Raw genomic sequence first — 16,397 nt, forward strand, 5'->3', positions numbered from 1 at the left:
CTCCGAAAAGGCCTCAGCGTTCTTGGAGCTTCTTCAGCGACAAGTAATGCAGCCTTAGAGGAGAAAAGTTATTTTTTTCCAAATAACGACTTTATCCTTTTCGAATTCTTATCAGCAACCAAATACATACACGGCACCAAAACCAACGTTAAGAAAGTGGCAAAACTTAACCCAAAGATGATTGTCCACGATAAAGGGCCCCAGAATGCAACGTTATCGCCACCAAAATAAAGGTGCGGATGCAATTCAGTAAACATCGTCACAAAATCTATATTTAGCCCTACAGCTAGTGGCACCAATCCAAGCATAGTTGCCGTTGCGGTCAGCAATACTGGTGTCATCCTGGTCCGACCAGCTTCAATAACAGCCTCCCGCACCTCCATACCCTGACTAACCATCAAATCTGCAAACTCAACCAGTAATATCCCGTTACGCACCACGATACCAGCAAGCGCAACAATTCCTAAACCCGTCATAACGATAGACAATTCCATACGGAAGATAGTGATCCCCAATAAAACGCCAATTACGCTAAACAAGATCTCACTTAAAATAACAATAGGCTTACTGATAGAATTGAACTGCAACACCAGGATAATTAAAATGATAAACAATGCACTAATCATCGCCGTACCTAAAAATGCTGCCGTCTCCATTTGCTCTTCCTGCTCACCAGCCATCTTGATCACAACTCCATCAGGTGCCTTAAACTCGTTGATCTCACTTTGAATATTAGCGACCACCTCATTGGCATTATACTCCGACAATACATTAGAAGAAAGAATAATGATCCTTTTTTGTTGTTTACGCTTAATACCACCATAAGTATTCACATAATCTACATCAGCAAAAGCAGATATTGGCACCTGCCTGATGATCCCATTCATTCCCATATCGCGATAGGTGATCTTCATATTCCTTAAGGCCTCCAGGTTATTCCTTTGATCCTCCTTTGCACGTACATTAATTTCATAATCATCATTTACATCCCTAAACTTTGAAACCTCATATCCGTACAATGCAGCTCTTAAAGAATTACCAATATCCTGCGTTGAAACCCCCTCTCGATTGGCTCTTTCCCTATTTATGTTAAAAATGATCTCCGGTTTATTGTTCTGAAAATCGGTTTTCAATTCCTCTACACCGGCAATCTGCTTGTTATCCAAAAATTTCTTCAATTGATCGGCGGTTACCGCAATAGAATCCAAATCATCACCAGTAATTTCAATACTGATCGGTTTTGCTGTTGGCGGACCACCCTGCTCTTGCGCAACGGTAATTTCTGCTCCGGGAATCCCTTTCACGGCCTGGCGAATCTTATCCAGGTAATTAATAGTACGCTCACCCTTACGTTTACCATAAGCCACAAAAGCGACCGTTACCTTACCCTTATTCGTATACTCCCCCTGATCTTCACCCTGCGGATCAGTAACCCCAACCGTAACATTCGAAATGATAGAAGAAACATCAGGGTTATTGCGGCCTACAACCTTTGTCACCTGCGCTTCAACCTTTTCCACCACCTTACTGGTATAAGCCTGATCAGTACCCACCGGTAACTCAATGTAGACATATGCAAAATTAGGATCAGCAGCAGGGAAAAATACAATTCTAGGTGGCACCACGCCAACCAGGATCACGGTAAAGAAAAACAAGCCCACAGTACTCCATATCATAGTACGTGGACGTTTTAAAGCCCATACCAATAAGCTATGGTAAGCATTTACAACTTTAGGCCAGGTTACCGTCTGGAATTTCTTGATCATTCGAACCAGTACAAAATGATTCAGTAAATAAAGCAAAGCCAGCAATACCACAAAATTGCCTAACCCAAAATTACCTAACCAAAAACTCGCCAAATAACCAAGTATCGCTAAAATTGTAAAAACCAACAACGTGAGCTTAACCGCCTTGTTAAAAGTAGGCCGCTGACCTTCATCGTCATGATGAGGTTTCATAAAATCAACCGCAAAGACAGGGTTAATGATATAAGCCACAATCAACGAAGCCGATAAAGTAACAATCAGTGTGACCGGCAAGAAATACATAAACTCACCAATAATCCCAGGCCAGAACAACAATGGAAAAAAAGGTGCTAATGTCGTCAAAGTACCCGACAACACCGGTAAAAACACTTCCCCGGTAGCTACTTTAGCCGCGTGTACAATAGGAACTTTACCATTGTCAAAAATACGGTGTGTATTCTCTATCACCACAATTGCATCATCCACCACAATTCCCAGCCCCAGCAAGAAAGAGAACAAGACCATCATGTTCATCGTAAAATTAAAATCGAATACGCCCCCCAACACTGGCATCAAAAGGAAGGCAATAAACATAGACAGCGGCACAGACATCGCTACAAATAGCGCATTGGTTACCCCCATAAAAAACATCAGAATCAGTGTTACCAAAATAAAACCAATAATGATGGTATTGATCAGATCATGAAGTGTAACCCGAGTCTGATCACTCTGATCTCCCGTAATCGTAATGTTCAGTTTCTCAGGAATCACCTTCCCCTTCATCTCCTTCAATAGTGCATTGATCTTATCCGAGGCCTCAATCAGGTTTTCGCCACTTCGCTTCCTCACATTTAAGGTAATTACATTTTTCCCGTACAATCGGGCGTAACTATTTTGCTCCTTAAATGAGTCCTTTACCTCGGCAATATCCTTTAAATAAACAGAACCACCAGAAGGTGTTTTAACAATAAGATTACCAATCTCTTCAGCATCCTTAAACTCTTTTTTAACATTTAAAGTTCGCAGCATCCCGTCCATCTTCACGGAGCCCCCAGATATGGTTTTATTCTCTTTACTTACCGCCATTGCAATATCATTGAATGAGATATGTGCAGCTTCCATCTTCCGTAAATCAACATTGATCTGTATCTCAGGTTCCAGCGCCCCCACAATATCCACTCCGGCAATCTCTTTCAAGCCTTCAACCCGATCCTGAATATCATCAGCATATTCCTTTAATTTCTTTAGGTCATAATCACCAGAAATATTGATATACATAATTGGCAGATCAGAAAGGTTGATATCCATGATCACCGGATCAGCCGGTAAATCAGATGGAAGATCTGTCCTTGCCTTATCTACCGCATCTTTTACCCGCTGCTTGGCATCCTTTATATCTACTCCTGTATTAAACTCGGCAGTAATGAAGGAGAAATCCTGGTACGAATTGGAAGTGATTTTTTTCAATCCCAGTGTCCCCCTAATTTCCTTTTCCAGCTGCTTAGTCACCAGGTTCTCTATATTGGCAGGAGAAGTACCAGGATATACTGTTTGCACAAATATCTTTGGAATAATAACCTCCGGAAAATTCTCTTTTGGCAGACTGTGGTAGGAAAAATAGCCAGCAATCATCAGCAAACACGTAAATACGTATATAGCCGTTCTGTTATCTATCGCCCAACTAGACGGTCCAAACTCTTTATTAACGTCCTTCATATCCTATTATGAATAATCAATTTATAATTTAACCGAATCCCCGTCGTTCAGGTCCTGAAAACCAGTAACAATCACCTTATCTCCTACTTTTAAACCTGATAAAACCTCTGATTTTCCATCCGAAACCTTTCCTGTCTTAATATTTACCTTTTTTGCTTTACCATTCTCCGCGATGAAAACATATTCACTACTTTCCGATTTTTGTATCGCATTTACCGGAACCACGAGCGCCCTATCATTGCTATAGTCTATGATTTTTAATATGGCCACCATATTAGGACGATATTTTTTATTTGAAGGTAATTTCACTTCCACATTAAACCCTCTCGAAACCGGATCGATCATCTTAGCCGCAAAAGAAACCCTTGCATTCAGGTTCTCTGGCACATCCGGTAAAGAAATGCTAACCTCATCACCCTGATTTACCTTTCCCCCATAATTTTCAGAAACAAGCGCCTTCACCTTAAGTCTGTCGGCATTTACCACCCTTATTCCCATCGGTGATCCAGGCGCTACAGATTGCCCCAATTTCAGGTCCATCGCATCCACAGTCCCCGAAACCGGACTTTTCACCTTACTCATCGAGGCCTGCGATTTTAAGCCTGCAAGTTGTCTTTCCAATCCTTCTTTCTGACTCTTCGCCGTTAAATATTGAACCTCAGTACCTATCTTTTGGTCCCACAGATTTTTCTGACGGTTAAAAACAGTAGTGGCCAAATCCAATTGAGTTTGCAGCTGAGCAACACTTTGCTTCAACACCTTATCATCTAACTGAACCAATACCTGCCCCTTATTGACACGCTGTCCCGCCTTTACATAAATGGCAGTCACCGTCCCCGGTACTTCAGGCATAATATCTACATTCTCTTCCGCATCAACCCGTCCTTGTACTTCCACATAATTCCGAAAGTGCATTTCAGCTAATTCCGTTACCGCTACATCTTTAAAATCATCCTTCTTTTTAGTCTGACCTAATTCCGATTCTAGCTTTTCTATTTTCCCATTCAGTTCCGTCCGCTCCTTTTTAAGCTTTTCCAATGTTGCTTTTTTGTCCTTAGGATTATCTGATGAACAGGAAGCAAAGAAAAGGGCCAGTGCGATTGTATATAATGGTGTTTTCATCGTTATGGGTATTTTGAGGTTAATAATTGATTCTTCCCGCAGCCTTATCTAAATCTACCTTATTAATCAGCAGATCATATAATGCTTTGATATAATTGTTTTGAGCTTCCTTTAAAGATGTTTCGGCGATAGTGACTTCCAAACTGGAACCAACCCCCTGCTCATATTTGATCCGACTGACTCTAAGTATTTCATTCGAAAGACCAAGGTTTCGCTGTTGGTTTTCAACTGAGCGTAAGCTGCTCAAATAAGCTTTTTGACTAGTTGAAATCTCTAAGGCAATGCCATTCTTTAAATTCAGCATATCATTTGCCGACTTCAGAACTGTCAGTTTCGCATTGCGGACCTGATAAATACGCTGCCCGCCATTAATGATATTCCAGGAAAGTGTAAACCCGATTACTGAAGTTGGAAAGCTCTGCTCGAAGTGTTTTTGAAGCTCATCTGATTGAAAACTCTTAGATGCACTCGCAAATCCTGATAAAGTGGGTAAAAACATACTTTTTTGCCGCTTTAAATCTAACTCGTTTAATTTTTTCTGCGTTTCTAGTAAATTATACTCTATTCTCCCCTTATAAGCGGTAGTATCGGACACTTGTAAAACAACAGGCTCGGACCTTACATCGCTAATCTTATCCGTAAGCGCAAGACTAGCTTGTATAGGCATCCCCATTTGAAATTTAAGTAAATCAACATTTACAGCGAACATCCTGAGCACATTCTCCCGATCAGTTTCCAAATTATTTTTCAAAACCTGAAGCCTGTCTACATCAATCTTTTCCGAAAAACCATTCTTAAACATCGCCTCTGTGTCATTTAATGATTTTGTGAGTTGTGCAAGGTTAGCATCAATTAAGCCCAGTTGCTCCTTACTCACCAATGCCGAATAATATGCCTTAGTTACCGCAACTGCCGTTTCTATTCTTGTGCGTTTACTATTTCTTACCGACAATTCTTTGTAAGTTTTCGACGCCTGTAGCCCTACAATATAACTTCCGTCAAATAATAACTGATTTAATTGAATACCTAGTGTAGAGCTGTACTTTGTACCAAACGTAACAGGAATAGGCGTACTAGAGGGTGGAGAAGCAAATTCACCTGGCAACAATGTTGTTGGCAATTTCAGGAAATCCTGAAAATTAAAAGAAGTGGACACCTGTGGCAAACCAATACCAACAGTTTGCTTTACCGTATTGCGAGCAATCTCCTCATCAACGGTTGCGTTCAGGATAGCTGTTTGATGTGTAAAGGCAAAATCAATCGCAGATTTCAGGCTAAATTTATAGCTTAAAGAGTCTTTTTCCTGAGCATTAACTGCAATGTTTATTGAAAGCAGCAGCATAAACAAATAAATTTTATGTATCATAGCCATCATAAATATTAATTACTTACAGTAAAAATAATATAATAATCATACAACTTCATTTCCTTTCGTTATTTTTACTAGCAAAAAAACAAAGTGCTTCGTTTATTTAGATACAGAATTCCAAAAAAGTATTCCATTGAGTTTCAAGATACTTATAGTTACATTAATATCAGGCAGGTCACCATTTTAGGAATGGTTTTACTTGTCATTGCTCTTGCAGTAAGAACTATCTCCATATTTTACCAGGAAGCATTAGGAGCTATGCCTAATCTTAACCTCTACAATACCCTAAACTGGGTGCAGATTTCAGGTTCATCCTTGTTTATACTTGTTAGTGGTTACGCTTTAAAGTCTTCACATTGGAAAACCGCCGGCAGGAACATATTGGTCGTTTTATTTTGCATGTTCCTGTTGACTACATCTTTTACGGTAAGCTACCTTTTTTCCCTATTTAATCCGAAAAACACACTAACCATATTTCTCACCGGGGTAGTGGCTGTGAGTGTTTTCTTTGCACTTGAATTTAAACAGATCATCATCATTTCCATTTACGTAGTATGCCTGTTTATTGCTGCGATGCTTATACCCGACATCAGTCATCTACAGAAACTACTCAACATCATCATGTCTGGGGTACTCGCATTCTTCCTCTACGCCTGCTCCAGATACGGCTATTACTTTAAGGCCGAGCAATTTGTAAAAGTTAAACAACTGGAAGAAAAGAATATGGAAGTTCAAATCCTTAACCATCAAAAAGGAGAAATCCTTGGATTTGTAGCACATGACCTTAGAAACCCACTTAATAATATAGAGGCATTAACCCGGATCGCTTTGGAAGAAGATTCGAATAAAAATAGCATGGAAATGCAGCTTATTCTTACCTCTACACGTCAGGCAAAGAGCATCATCAACGATTTGATTGAAGTAGCACAGAATGACAAGGCCCCATTCCAGCTTCAAACAACCAATATGATCGCCTTCATGAACGGAATTTGCGACAACTGGCAAAAAAACCTGAACAAGGAAAGAATTATAAATTTTAAACCAGATGAGCACGGACTTATAGCTGCTGTTAATCCATCTAAACTAACCAGAGTTATAGATAACCTTATAGGAAATGGATTAAAGTTCTCCAAAGTAGGAACACCTATCAATATTGAACTTTCCAGATCGGCAGACACTTGCATCATCCGAATTACAGATTTTGGAATTGGCATCCCTGATAACTTAAAAGAAATGCTATTTGATCAGTTTTCTAAAGCACGCCGACCGGGACTTAAAGGGGAAAAATCAATCGGCTTAGGATTGCACATCTCCAGACAAATTATTGAACGCCACGGCGGTTCGATAACTGTAAATAGTAAAGAACATGAAGGAACAACCTTTCAAATTACCATCCCTTTAATAGCTGCTTAATTCAAATTAAACTTCTCATTGTTAATCTTTACCACATTAGAAGTAAATACAAGCCCTACGATTAAAATACCAATAACAATGGCCAGAACTACCTGGAAGCTAGAATACAGTTTATTGCCGGACACCATGAAGGCCGAATCCTTGATTAACTCTTCCGCTATCTGTTTCTGAATACTCATCAGCGCCGATAATTTCTTTATTGTTTGGTTTGACGATTCCCTTCCCTCATTATTGTAGAGCTTTCTGGCCTCTTCTACACCTTGAGCTGTTGCAATAGCCAATATTCTATTTTCTACACCTACTGTACTTTCAAGACCTTTTTTAAGTGCCTCCAATTGTTCCTTTTCCTGCTTCACCAGAAAAGTTTTACCATACTTATTAATCAATGAATCAGTAGAAAGGTTTAGCTTACTCAATTGTAACTTCAGGCTTGCAGCATCAAAAAGTTGATCTGATCCATACAAAGCATCTTCAAACAAAGATTTTTTTAAGTAAGCATTCTCGGCCACATAAAACAAATCAGTTGCAGGGATCAGCCTATCATTGTACATCGATACGAATGACTCATTCATACTCTTTACACTTTTATCCTCCAAAAAACGAATCAACAAGGTGCAGGCCATGATGCAGAACAACAACATTGCGATCTTCATTTTTTGTTTAATAGAATATGCAAATCTCATAATTACAGTTTTTTAAAATTTAAAATTGATCCTCGGCAGGAGCCAAAAATAAGTTAGCAGCAAAATTTACTAAAAATAATTCTCTTTTCGCTCTTGTCACCCCAGTATATAGCCATCTTAAGAAATCCATGTCTACCATTTCATCCGTTAAATAACCCTGATCAACAAATACAGCATCCCATTGTCCACCCTGAGCTTTGTGACAAGTTACCGCATAGGCGAACTTAATTTGCAGCGCATTAAAATAAGGATCCTCTTTAATTGCATTAAATCTATCCCGCTTATTTTTGATATGCTCATAATCGATATTCAGTTGTTCAAATAGCTTATTTCCCTGTTCGTAGGATAAATTAGGTGCTTCTATAGTCAGCGTATCCAGCATCACTTTACAGGTAACCAGCCCCACATCTGGAAAATCCATAAACTCCAATTGCACCTCAGAAAAACGAAAGCCATAACGTTCCTCGGTATTTCTTACCCTTACCACTTTGGCCATATCGCCATTAGCAATAAAAGCGGCAGATTCATTTTCAGGCAGCCAAAAGTAATTATTCCTGACCACCATAATCTGGTCGCCACCAGTAAGCTCCTCCTCCCGGTAAAGCAACCTGGCCCTAATCTGTTGATTGTACACATTGGCAGATTTATTAGACCTGCAAACAACCAGGGAGTTTTCAATGCCAAACTTACTATAAGCATACTCCAGACCCTCAACCAGTTTTAGGCCTGTCATCCTGAAAATATCTTTATAGTTTTTAGTGATAAATTTAGGCAGAATTACCTCTCCATCACTATCCGCTTCCAAATCATTAATCAGCTTACGCAGCATGGTCGCATTGGCCAATATCCCCGATTTCTTTTCCTGACGCACCACTTCTTTCAGCTCAACAGTTTTAACCTGGACACCAAACTTTGATGCGATATATGCTGGATTTAAAGCCGGACTATCAATACTGCCGACTGGTGGCAACTGAGCGGTATCACCCACAAATAAAGCCGCACAGTTTTTTCCATTGTACACAAATTCCATAAGATCCTTTAAAAAGGAAGAACCAGTGTGCGTAATCCACTCATCGGCAATCATCGAAGCCTCATCAATGATAAAAAGCGTATGTTCGGCCAGGTTCGGTGCCAGCTGAAAGGTAAGATCCGTCGAAACGGCCGACTTCTTTCTATATATTTTTTTATGAATAGTTAGTGCTTTTTTACCCGTGTAATTGCTCATTACCTTCGCAGCCCTTCCTGTAGGTGCCATTAATATCGAACGGATTTTAAATTTTGCCAAAGCCTTTACCAAAGCGCCTACCGAAGTCGTTTTACCCGTCCCCGCATAACCGCGTAATATAAAACACTGATTATCCAAGTCCTGCGACAAAAAGGAAGCCATTTCTTTACAAAAAGAAAGCTGTTCAGCAGTCGGCGTAAATTCGTAAGATTGGGCAATAATTGCTGCTTTATCCATTTAACAAATATGCGATGGTGATCTTATAGAAAAAAGGATTAATTTTGCTAATATGGATAATAAAAACAGCATACTATTGGTTGATCCTGATTTTGACCTGAATACGGCTGCAGATTGCGACCTGTTGTTAAAAATAACACCAGATAGTTTCTCTTATGCAATCATAGATAAGGGCAGCAGACAACTTAAAGCAGTTTATGATGAGCAGGAATGTGACAATGTACCGGCAATGCTGGCCGCTAAACTTAAAAATGATGTTTACTTAACCTTAGCTTTTAAAGAAATTAAAGCTGCTGTATACACAGAGAATTCCATCAATATTCCCAATGAACTGTTTGATCCAGAACAGCTCAACCAATATGCTAAATTCTTTACCGAAGCACCGTCAAACAACCTATATACCAGGCCATTTAAAACATTTGGTTTTACTTCCATCTTTACCCTTCAACAATTTACAGAGGAAACATTGGCCGCATCGCTAAACAATTGCAAATTGTATACTCAAAATGCACCTGTACTGGCACTTGCAGCTCAAAACAACAAAACGAGCCTATTGCTAGATTTCACTGCATCGTCCTTCAATGCTTTGTATCGTACCGGTGAAAAGTTGATCTTTCAAAATTATTACCAGACCGATAACGCCGAAGAGTTTAATTACTATCTTTTATTGATCGTTAACCAGCTTAACATCAATACAGCCGACACGGAGATCCAATTAAGTGGCATTATACATTCAGGAGATGGTTACTATCAATGTATAGCAAAGTACTTTAGCGACATCAATTTCAATTTGCCTCCTGCTAAAGAAATAGACCACAAAATATTAGATGATATGCCTGCTCATTATTACAGCAGCTTACTAGCCCTTGATTTATGCGAATAATAGGAGGAAAATTAAAAGGCATTCGCCTTAATGCTCCAGAAAGTTTACCGGTAAGGCCCACCACGGATATGGCCAAAGAAGCACTTTTTAATATCCTGTACAATACTTACGATTTTGAAGAATGCAGGGTACTTGATCTGTTTTGCGGAACTGGCAACGTTAGCATTGAATTTGCATCAAGAGGAATAAAACAAGTCACTGCGGTAGACAAGCATTCAGGCTGTGTATACTGGGTAAAATCAGTGATTAAAAAGTACGACCTACCAGAAATAGACGTCCAAAAAGCGGATGTTTTTAAATTTTTGGAAAATCACCAGGATACCTACCAAATCATTTTTGCAGATCCGCCCTACGACTTACCAACCATTCCATTGATACCGGAACTGGTGATGAAGAACAATTTACTTACTGATAACGGCTTATTAATAGTAGAACACCCATCTTTACTAAAGATGAGAGACCAACCGGGTTATAAAGAAACCAGAAGGTATGGCAATTCCTCTTTCAGTTTTTTTGAAAAAATCTAACCCTATGAAGATTGCACTTTTTCCCGGTTCATTCGATCCTATAACCATCGCTCACGTAGATATATTAAAGCGCGCCTTACCCCTATTCGATAAAATTGTAGTGGGCATTGGACTGAACAGTTCAAAGCAAAGCTTTTTATCCGCAGCGCAACGTGAGGAAATTGTAAAAACAGTATTTGCCGATACAGCACAGGTCGAGGTGCAACTTTATGAAGGCTTAACAGTAGATTTTTGCAAAAAAATAAATGCAAAATACATGGTTAGAGGGATTCGCTCTGTGGGAGATTTTGAATATGAAAGAGCCATTGCACAAATCAACCAAACTATGATGCCTGAAATGGAAACTATCTTTATATTGAGCAAACCTGAATATTCTGCGATCAGCTCAACCATTGTCCGCGACATCTTGCGCAACAATGGAAATGTAAGTCAATTTTTACCACAAGAGGCGCTTCCTTTTTTATAAAGGCTTCCTCTTGCGCATATTTTATAATCCTAAGAGTACAATATCTCCAACTTCCAATACCTGTACGATAGAAGGATAGGTATTTTTCAGGACAGGGGCCAATTCGGTTCTACTTAACCAACAAGCTTTAGTGATTCCTTCTTCTTTTTGTGGAATCAGCTTTGGAACCCCTTTAACCGTCATGCTATACCAATTGGTTTTCTTTAAAACTATTTTGGCTCCTAATGTATACACATGATAGGTTTTACATAATTTTTCATCATTGCTAAAGATCTTTACACCACACTCTTCCTCTACTTCACGCAATGCAGCCTCTTTCATTTTCTCTCCAGTTTCGACCTTTCCCTTTGGCAAATCCCATTTTTTATTCCTGAAAATAAAAAGGTAATTCCCTTTGGCATTGGCCACCAATCCACCGGCTGCTTTAATAATTAAACAGCTACTTTTTATTTTTTTGAACAAGCTCTTTGGATCTGGATCAAGTAACAAGTATGATTTACCAGATATACCATTTACTTGTTTATAAAATGTCGAAAAATCAAAGCCCACAACACTTAAACGTTCAAATTCTACAGATAAATCTGGAACAGCATCCGTTATATATAGTGTATTATCGTTGATATAAATCCTGTAAGTTTTCATAATTTGTTACCAATATTTTAAAAATGATTGTCCATACCTGTTCTAATGCACATTTTACCGATGAAAATCAATTTTTAAAAGTACAGAATTACCACGAAATAAATAAGGTACTATTACAGATATTGCAACATCATTTTTACCTCTTTCATTTCGCGCAATTTAAACAAGGCTTTCTGTTTAGCTCTGCGAATAGTTTCTGAACTCAATCCCATTAAATTACTGATATCCTCATTTTGCAATGGTCTGCCGCCTCCCATCCCATAAGCTAGCCGAAGAACATTCTGATCGCGCGGACTCAGCAAATTCATGATTCGCTGAATATTGATATAAAAAGCTTCCTTTTCCAAGCCAGCATCAGGCGGCATTGCCATCGGATCGGTCATTACATTCACGATCGGGCTGTCCTCCGCATCCTCTAATGGCAGGTCTAATGAAAAAACATCACCAGAATTAGATAGATAATCAAGCACCCGCTCGTCCGGAAGTTCCATAAATTCAGTCAACTCGGCTAAAGTAGGTAAACGCTGTAGCTGCTGCTCCAACAAACCTTCCGACTTCCATAAATCCATGATGCCGCTCAACTGATTCATAGGTAAGCGAATCATCCGCTTATGGGTCCCAATACTATACAAAATCGCTTGTCTAATCCACCAAACAGCGTAAGAAATAAATTTAAAACCTCTGCTTTCATCAAAACGTTTTGCCGCTTTTACCAAGCCTATGTTCCCTTCCGAAATCAGATCAACCAAGGGCATTCCCTCTATTTCATATTTTTTAGCAACTGACACCACAAAACGTAAATTACAATTCACCAGTCTTTCCAATGCAGCTTTATCTCCGGAACTGATCTTTTTGGCCAATATTACTTCCTCTTCTACATTAAGCAATGGAAACCTTGATATTTCCTGTAAGTAACGCGCTAACGAATCCTCGCCGCGCCTGGTAATCGATCTTTCTATCTTAATTTCCTTCATATAAAACGCTATCTTTTGTGTGACCAGAAGACAAAGTTCCATAGACATATTCGAAAAGACTAGCCCAGGTTAAACAACCGAGGTTTCCACCAAAAAAAGACCGATATACAGAATGAAATTTTATACAAGGCAGAAATAACACCCACCAACCAAATTTAATAAAGCCCCCTCATCGCCATCAGGCAATTCGCATAACTTCTCAATAAATTCTTTATCACACTGATTATCAACCAAAGCCAAAAAATAACTTTTACCAGCAGTTTTAATTAACGATATTTGGCTCCATAGGAATTAATTATTTAACCGAGCATTTTCTTCAATTGTCTACACTCCTTAATCATAATAGTTTAGGGTAGAGTTGACACAAATTGTAAAGAAATCCGTATTTTTGCGCCATGTATAATAAAAGTGATATTGAATTAAAGGTAGCTGAATTTTTATTACAAATAAAAGCAATAAAGTTACAACCAAATAACCCATTCACATGGGCTTCAGGTTGGAAATCTCCTATTTATTGTGACAATAGGATCACCCTTTCCCATCCATCTGTTAGAACTTACATCAGACAAAAACTTACACAATTAATCCAGGAAGAATTTGGTTCTGTGGATGTGATTGCGGGAGTAGCCACTGCCGGCATCCCTCAAGGTGCTTTGGTAGCCCAGGAACTGGGATTACCATTTGTCTATGTAAGAGCTAAAGCAAAAGAACACGGAACAGGAAGCTTAATTGAAGGTGAAATTATTGAAGGACAAAGAGTAGTAGTTATAGAAGATCTGATTTCAACAGGTAAAAGCAGCTTACAAGCTGTTGATGCATTGAGAAAAGCAGGACTTTCTGTTGCTGGATTGGTTGCCATATTCACCTATGGTTTTGATCAGGCTGATGAAAACTTTGCCGCAGCAAAATGCAGGTACGCAACACTATCTAACTACAATACATTAATTGATTATGCTGCAGAGCATAGTTTTATTGCACAAAAAGATGTAGATCTTTTAACTAAATGGCGTAGAAACCCAGCTGAATGGGCTAACGAATTAGAAAAACTAACCTAATTATAATGACTGTTATTGAAAGTACTACTGAAGTAAATTTACCTGTAGAAAAAGTATATGCTTTTTTAGCAGACATGAATAATCATCAGCAATTAATGCCTGAGAATATTTACAACTGGTCATCTACGGAAGATGAAGCAAGCTTTACCATACAAAACATGGCAAAATTGGCTATCAAAATATCCAATCGTGTAGAGAACAAAGAGCTTACTGCTATTCCAACAGAAAAAGCCCCTTTTGATCTTGAATTAAAATGGACAGTAGCAGATAACGGTAAAGGTGGTACTACAGCTTCACACATTATATCGGCAGATCTGAATATGATGATGAAAATGTTGGCCGCAGGTCCATTGCAAAAACTGGCAGATCATCAAACTTCAAGATTAGCCGAGCTATTGAAGTAGCAGATTAAAAATTTATAAAAAAGAGGTGCCAAAAGGCACCTTTTTTTGTTCAACGGTATTGTAGGGTATATTCAAAATCTATAAAAGGCAACAAGGTACCCGTGCGTATGTTCGACATACTCTCGCTTTGCAGCGGATTGCTATCATCACTAAAAAATCCATGGCTTAAAATAATAGGCCCCTGTTTAACGGGGTAAAGAGATCCACCTTCTTTATTGCTCAACCAGCCAACGCAATCCCTAAGGTCATTATTTGGTCCACCACTGATATAGGTACGCGTAATGTAATACGTTTTTCCTGGCTGTATAGCGACCGGACATTTTAAAGGAAAATACTCAATTACATTTGTGTTTTGAGGGCTTACAAAGCAAGTGCTCAATGCCTTTTCAAGCCCAACCTCCCATAAAGAAATACGGTAAACGATGCCCGCTTTCCAGGCTCTATACCCTACCCTCGTAATGGCGATAGGTTTTTCACTGTTAAATACGCAGCCATGGTTTTTCATATCCATCGCCAAAAGTGTTTTATAACCATTTTGAAACACAAAAACAGACAGCACCGTTTTTAGTGCATAAAAGCACATCGGCGCTTCAGGAAACTGCTGTGCAATTACAGAAAATGGAATATTAGCAAGACTAGAGATGAGCTTTTTCATAACATATAGGGTTAGGTCTACAGCTATATCAACCCAAACCCTAAATTGTTACCTTAAAAATCTGACAATCGCATTTTTTTCATCACGATAAGAAATCCAACACCTGTAATTAACAATACCACAGCTGTTCCGTACCATAGGGTTTCGAAACCATAAATGGCAGCAACCCTAGTTCCAAGAAAAGGAGAGAATATATGTGCTACCGAAAAAGACAAAGCATTGACCCCCATATAAGCACCTCTTGTTTTTAGCGAGGAGCGTTGTAAAGTAACCGTAGCCATAAATGGCATGGCGAGAATCTCAGCGATACAAAGCACAAACATGGATACGTATAATATCCACATACCATGCGCAAGGTTTAAAATTAAAAAGGACAGTCCACAAAGTAGCACGCCCCATACAATTACCGCCCTGGCGGTCATCCTTTTCTCGGCAATATGTACCAACAACATTTCCAGTGAAAATACCACCAGACCACTAAAGGCCAGGATCACCCCAATATTTGCTTCCGTAAGTTGATAAACAGTCCTATAATACAAAGGCAATGTATTTAACAATTGTAAAAAACAAATGGCAAACACACAGCTCAGGACACTAAAAAGCACAAAAAGTGTGTCCTTATAGGGAGATCTATCTCCTTTTGGATCGTCAACAACCTCCTGAGCAACACCTTTTCTGTCATTCCCCTTACGGTTACGGAAATAAAGGAAAAACAATATTGCTGATAAAAAAGCGCCAATTGCATTGCCGTAAAATAGAAAGGTATAAGAAACTGCAGCTAGAAAACCGCCCAAAGCAGGACCAATAGAAAAGCCCAGGTTCATAGCCATCCTATTTAAGGAAAAGGATCTGATGATGTTATCCGGTTTTGAATAATAAGCAATAGAAACCGAATTCGCGGGTCTGAAAGTTTCTGATATAATACTTAACATAAACACCCCGAGACCAAGTTTTAGTACCGTATCTAACTCAGGTAGTAAAAAAAATACAGGTACCGTCAAAACCAAACTGATCAGCTGCACCTTAAAGTGTCCCACTTTATCCGTTAACCATCCCCCTAAAAAAGAGCCACCAACAGCACCAACACCAAAGCAGCTCAACACCACTCCAGTGTCTTCGAGGTCAAAATGCAAATGGTTGACCATATAAACACCTAAAAAGGGAATCACCATTGCCCCACTCCTGTTGATCAACATCACGAGTGCTAACATCCATGCCGGAGTAGACAGCCCTTTGTAAGCGTCAAAATATAATCGTATAAATTCTCTCATTTAATGCTAC

15 protein-coding genes are annotated in these 16,397 nt (G+C 39.1%); 6 read left to right on the forward strand and 9 right to left on the reverse strand.

Going from position 1 to position 16,397, the window contains the following annotated elements; genetic code table 11:
* Nucleotides 1-68: 68 nt before the first annotated feature.
* Genes FBD94_RS09620 through FBD94_RS09630 form a run of 3 tightly spaced genes read right to left on the reverse strand, consistent with a single transcriptional unit; the run spans nucleotide 69 to nucleotide 5,949 of the window.
* Entirely contained in the window at nucleotides 69-3,461 is a 3,393-nt protein-coding gene (locus tag FBD94_RS09620) for an efflux RND transporter permease subunit (RefSeq protein WP_131610287.1), read from the reverse strand.
* Between the two features lie 21 nt (nucleotides 3,462-3,482).
* Entirely contained in the window at nucleotides 3,483-4,583 is a 1,101-nt protein-coding gene (locus FBD94_RS09625; protein WP_131610286.1) for an efflux RND transporter periplasmic adaptor subunit, read from the reverse strand.
* Nucleotides 4,584-4,602: 19 nt separating this feature from the next.
* Nucleotides 4,603-5,949 (reverse strand): TolC family protein, encoded by a 1,347-nt coding sequence (locus FBD94_RS09630; RefSeq protein ID WP_136880049.1) that lies wholly within the window; start codon nucleotides 5,947-5,949, stop codon nucleotides 4,603-4,605.
* 93 nt (nucleotides 5,950-6,042) lie between these two features.
* Here FBD94_RS09630 and FBD94_RS09635 point away from each other — a divergent pair, with 93 nt between their 5' ends.
* Nucleotides 6,043-7,365: a sensor histidine kinase gene (locus FBD94_RS09635; protein ID WP_136880050.1), complete on the forward strand. Its 1,323-nt coding sequence runs from the start codon at nucleotides 6,043-6,045 to the stop codon at nucleotides 7,363-7,365.
* Here the strand turns inward: FBD94_RS09635 and FBD94_RS09640 are convergent.
* Nucleotides 7,362-8,048 (reverse strand): MCP four helix bundle domain-containing protein, encoded by a 687-nt coding sequence (locus FBD94_RS09640; RefSeq protein WP_136880051.1) that lies wholly within the window; start codon nucleotides 8,046-8,048, stop codon nucleotides 7,362-7,364. The genes FBD94_RS09635 and FBD94_RS09640 overlap by 4 nt on opposite strands.
* Nucleotides 8,049-8,067: 19 nt before the next feature.
* Nucleotides 8,068-9,510 carry an ATP-dependent DNA helicase gene (locus FBD94_RS09645; RefSeq protein WP_136880052.1) on the reverse strand — a complete coding sequence of 481 codons (1,443 nt, stop codon included), beginning with the start codon at nucleotides 9,508-9,510 and terminating at the stop codon, nucleotides 8,068-8,070.
* 52 nt (nucleotides 9,511-9,562) lie between these two features.
* Here FBD94_RS09645 and FBD94_RS09650 point away from each other — a divergent pair, with 52 nt between their 5' ends.
* Genes FBD94_RS09650 through coaD form a run of 3 tightly spaced genes read left to right on the forward strand, consistent with a single transcriptional unit; the run spans nucleotide 9,563 to nucleotide 11,386 of the window.
* A complete protein-coding gene (locus FBD94_RS09650) occupies nucleotides 9,563-10,393 on the forward strand; it encodes a DUF3822 family protein (RefSeq protein WP_136880053.1) in 831 nt (276 codons plus the stop codon).
* Entirely contained in the window at nucleotides 10,384-10,920 is a 537-nt protein-coding gene (locus FBD94_RS09655) for an RsmD family RNA methyltransferase (RefSeq protein WP_136880054.1), read from the forward strand. The genes FBD94_RS09650 and FBD94_RS09655 overlap by 10 nt, the downstream gene beginning before the upstream one ends.
* 4 nt (nucleotides 10,921-10,924) lie before the next feature.
* Complete coding sequence (gene coaD, locus FBD94_RS09660; RefSeq protein ID WP_131610279.1) at nucleotides 10,925-11,386, forward strand: pantetheine-phosphate adenylyltransferase; 462 nt, start codon at nucleotides 10,925-10,927, stop codon at nucleotides 11,384-11,386.
* 21 nt (nucleotides 11,387-11,407) lie between these two features.
* Here coaD and FBD94_RS09665 read toward each other — a convergent pair whose 3' ends face one another.
* On the reverse strand, nucleotides 11,408-12,028 hold the full coding sequence (locus FBD94_RS09665; protein ID WP_136880055.1) for an NUDIX hydrolase: 621 nt from the start codon (nucleotides 12,026-12,028) through the stop codon (nucleotides 11,408-11,410).
* A gap of 113 nt (nucleotides 12,029-12,141) precedes the next feature.
* A complete protein-coding gene (locus FBD94_RS09670; RefSeq protein WP_169472268.1) occupies nucleotides 12,142-13,002 on the reverse strand; it encodes a sigma-70 family RNA polymerase sigma factor in 861 nt (286 codons plus the stop codon).
* A 395-nt stretch (nucleotides 13,003-13,397) separates the two neighbouring features.
* Between FBD94_RS09670 and pyrE the strand changes: the two genes are divergently transcribed.
* Together pyrE and FBD94_RS09680 are read left to right on the forward strand one after the other, a co-directional pair.
* Nucleotides 13,398-14,057 (forward strand): orotate phosphoribosyltransferase, encoded by a 660-nt coding sequence (pyrE, locus tag FBD94_RS09675; protein ID WP_131610276.1) that lies wholly within the window; start codon nucleotides 13,398-13,400, stop codon nucleotides 14,055-14,057.
* A 5-nt stretch (nucleotides 14,058-14,062) separates the two neighbouring features.
* Nucleotides 14,063-14,461 (forward strand): SRPBCC family protein, encoded by a 399-nt coding sequence (locus FBD94_RS09680; protein WP_131610275.1) that lies wholly within the window; start codon nucleotides 14,063-14,065, stop codon nucleotides 14,459-14,461.
* A 49-nt stretch (nucleotides 14,462-14,510) separates the two neighbouring features.
* Here FBD94_RS09680 and FBD94_RS09685 read toward each other — a convergent pair whose 3' ends face one another.
* A complete protein-coding gene (locus FBD94_RS09685; RefSeq protein WP_136880057.1) occupies nucleotides 14,511-15,116 on the reverse strand; it encodes a hypothetical protein in 606 nt (201 codons plus the stop codon).
* Between the two features lie 53 nt (nucleotides 15,117-15,169).
* Entirely contained in the window at nucleotides 15,170-16,387 is a 1,218-nt protein-coding gene (locus FBD94_RS09690; protein ID WP_136880058.1) for an MFS transporter, read from the reverse strand.
* Between the last annotated feature and the right edge of the window lie 10 nt (nucleotides 16,388-16,397).

It is taken from the genome of Pedobacter hiemivivus (assembly GCF_005144565.1).
Taxonomy (GTDB): domain Bacteria; phylum Bacteroidota; class Bacteroidia; order Sphingobacteriales; family Sphingobacteriaceae; genus Pedobacter; species Pedobacter hiemivivus.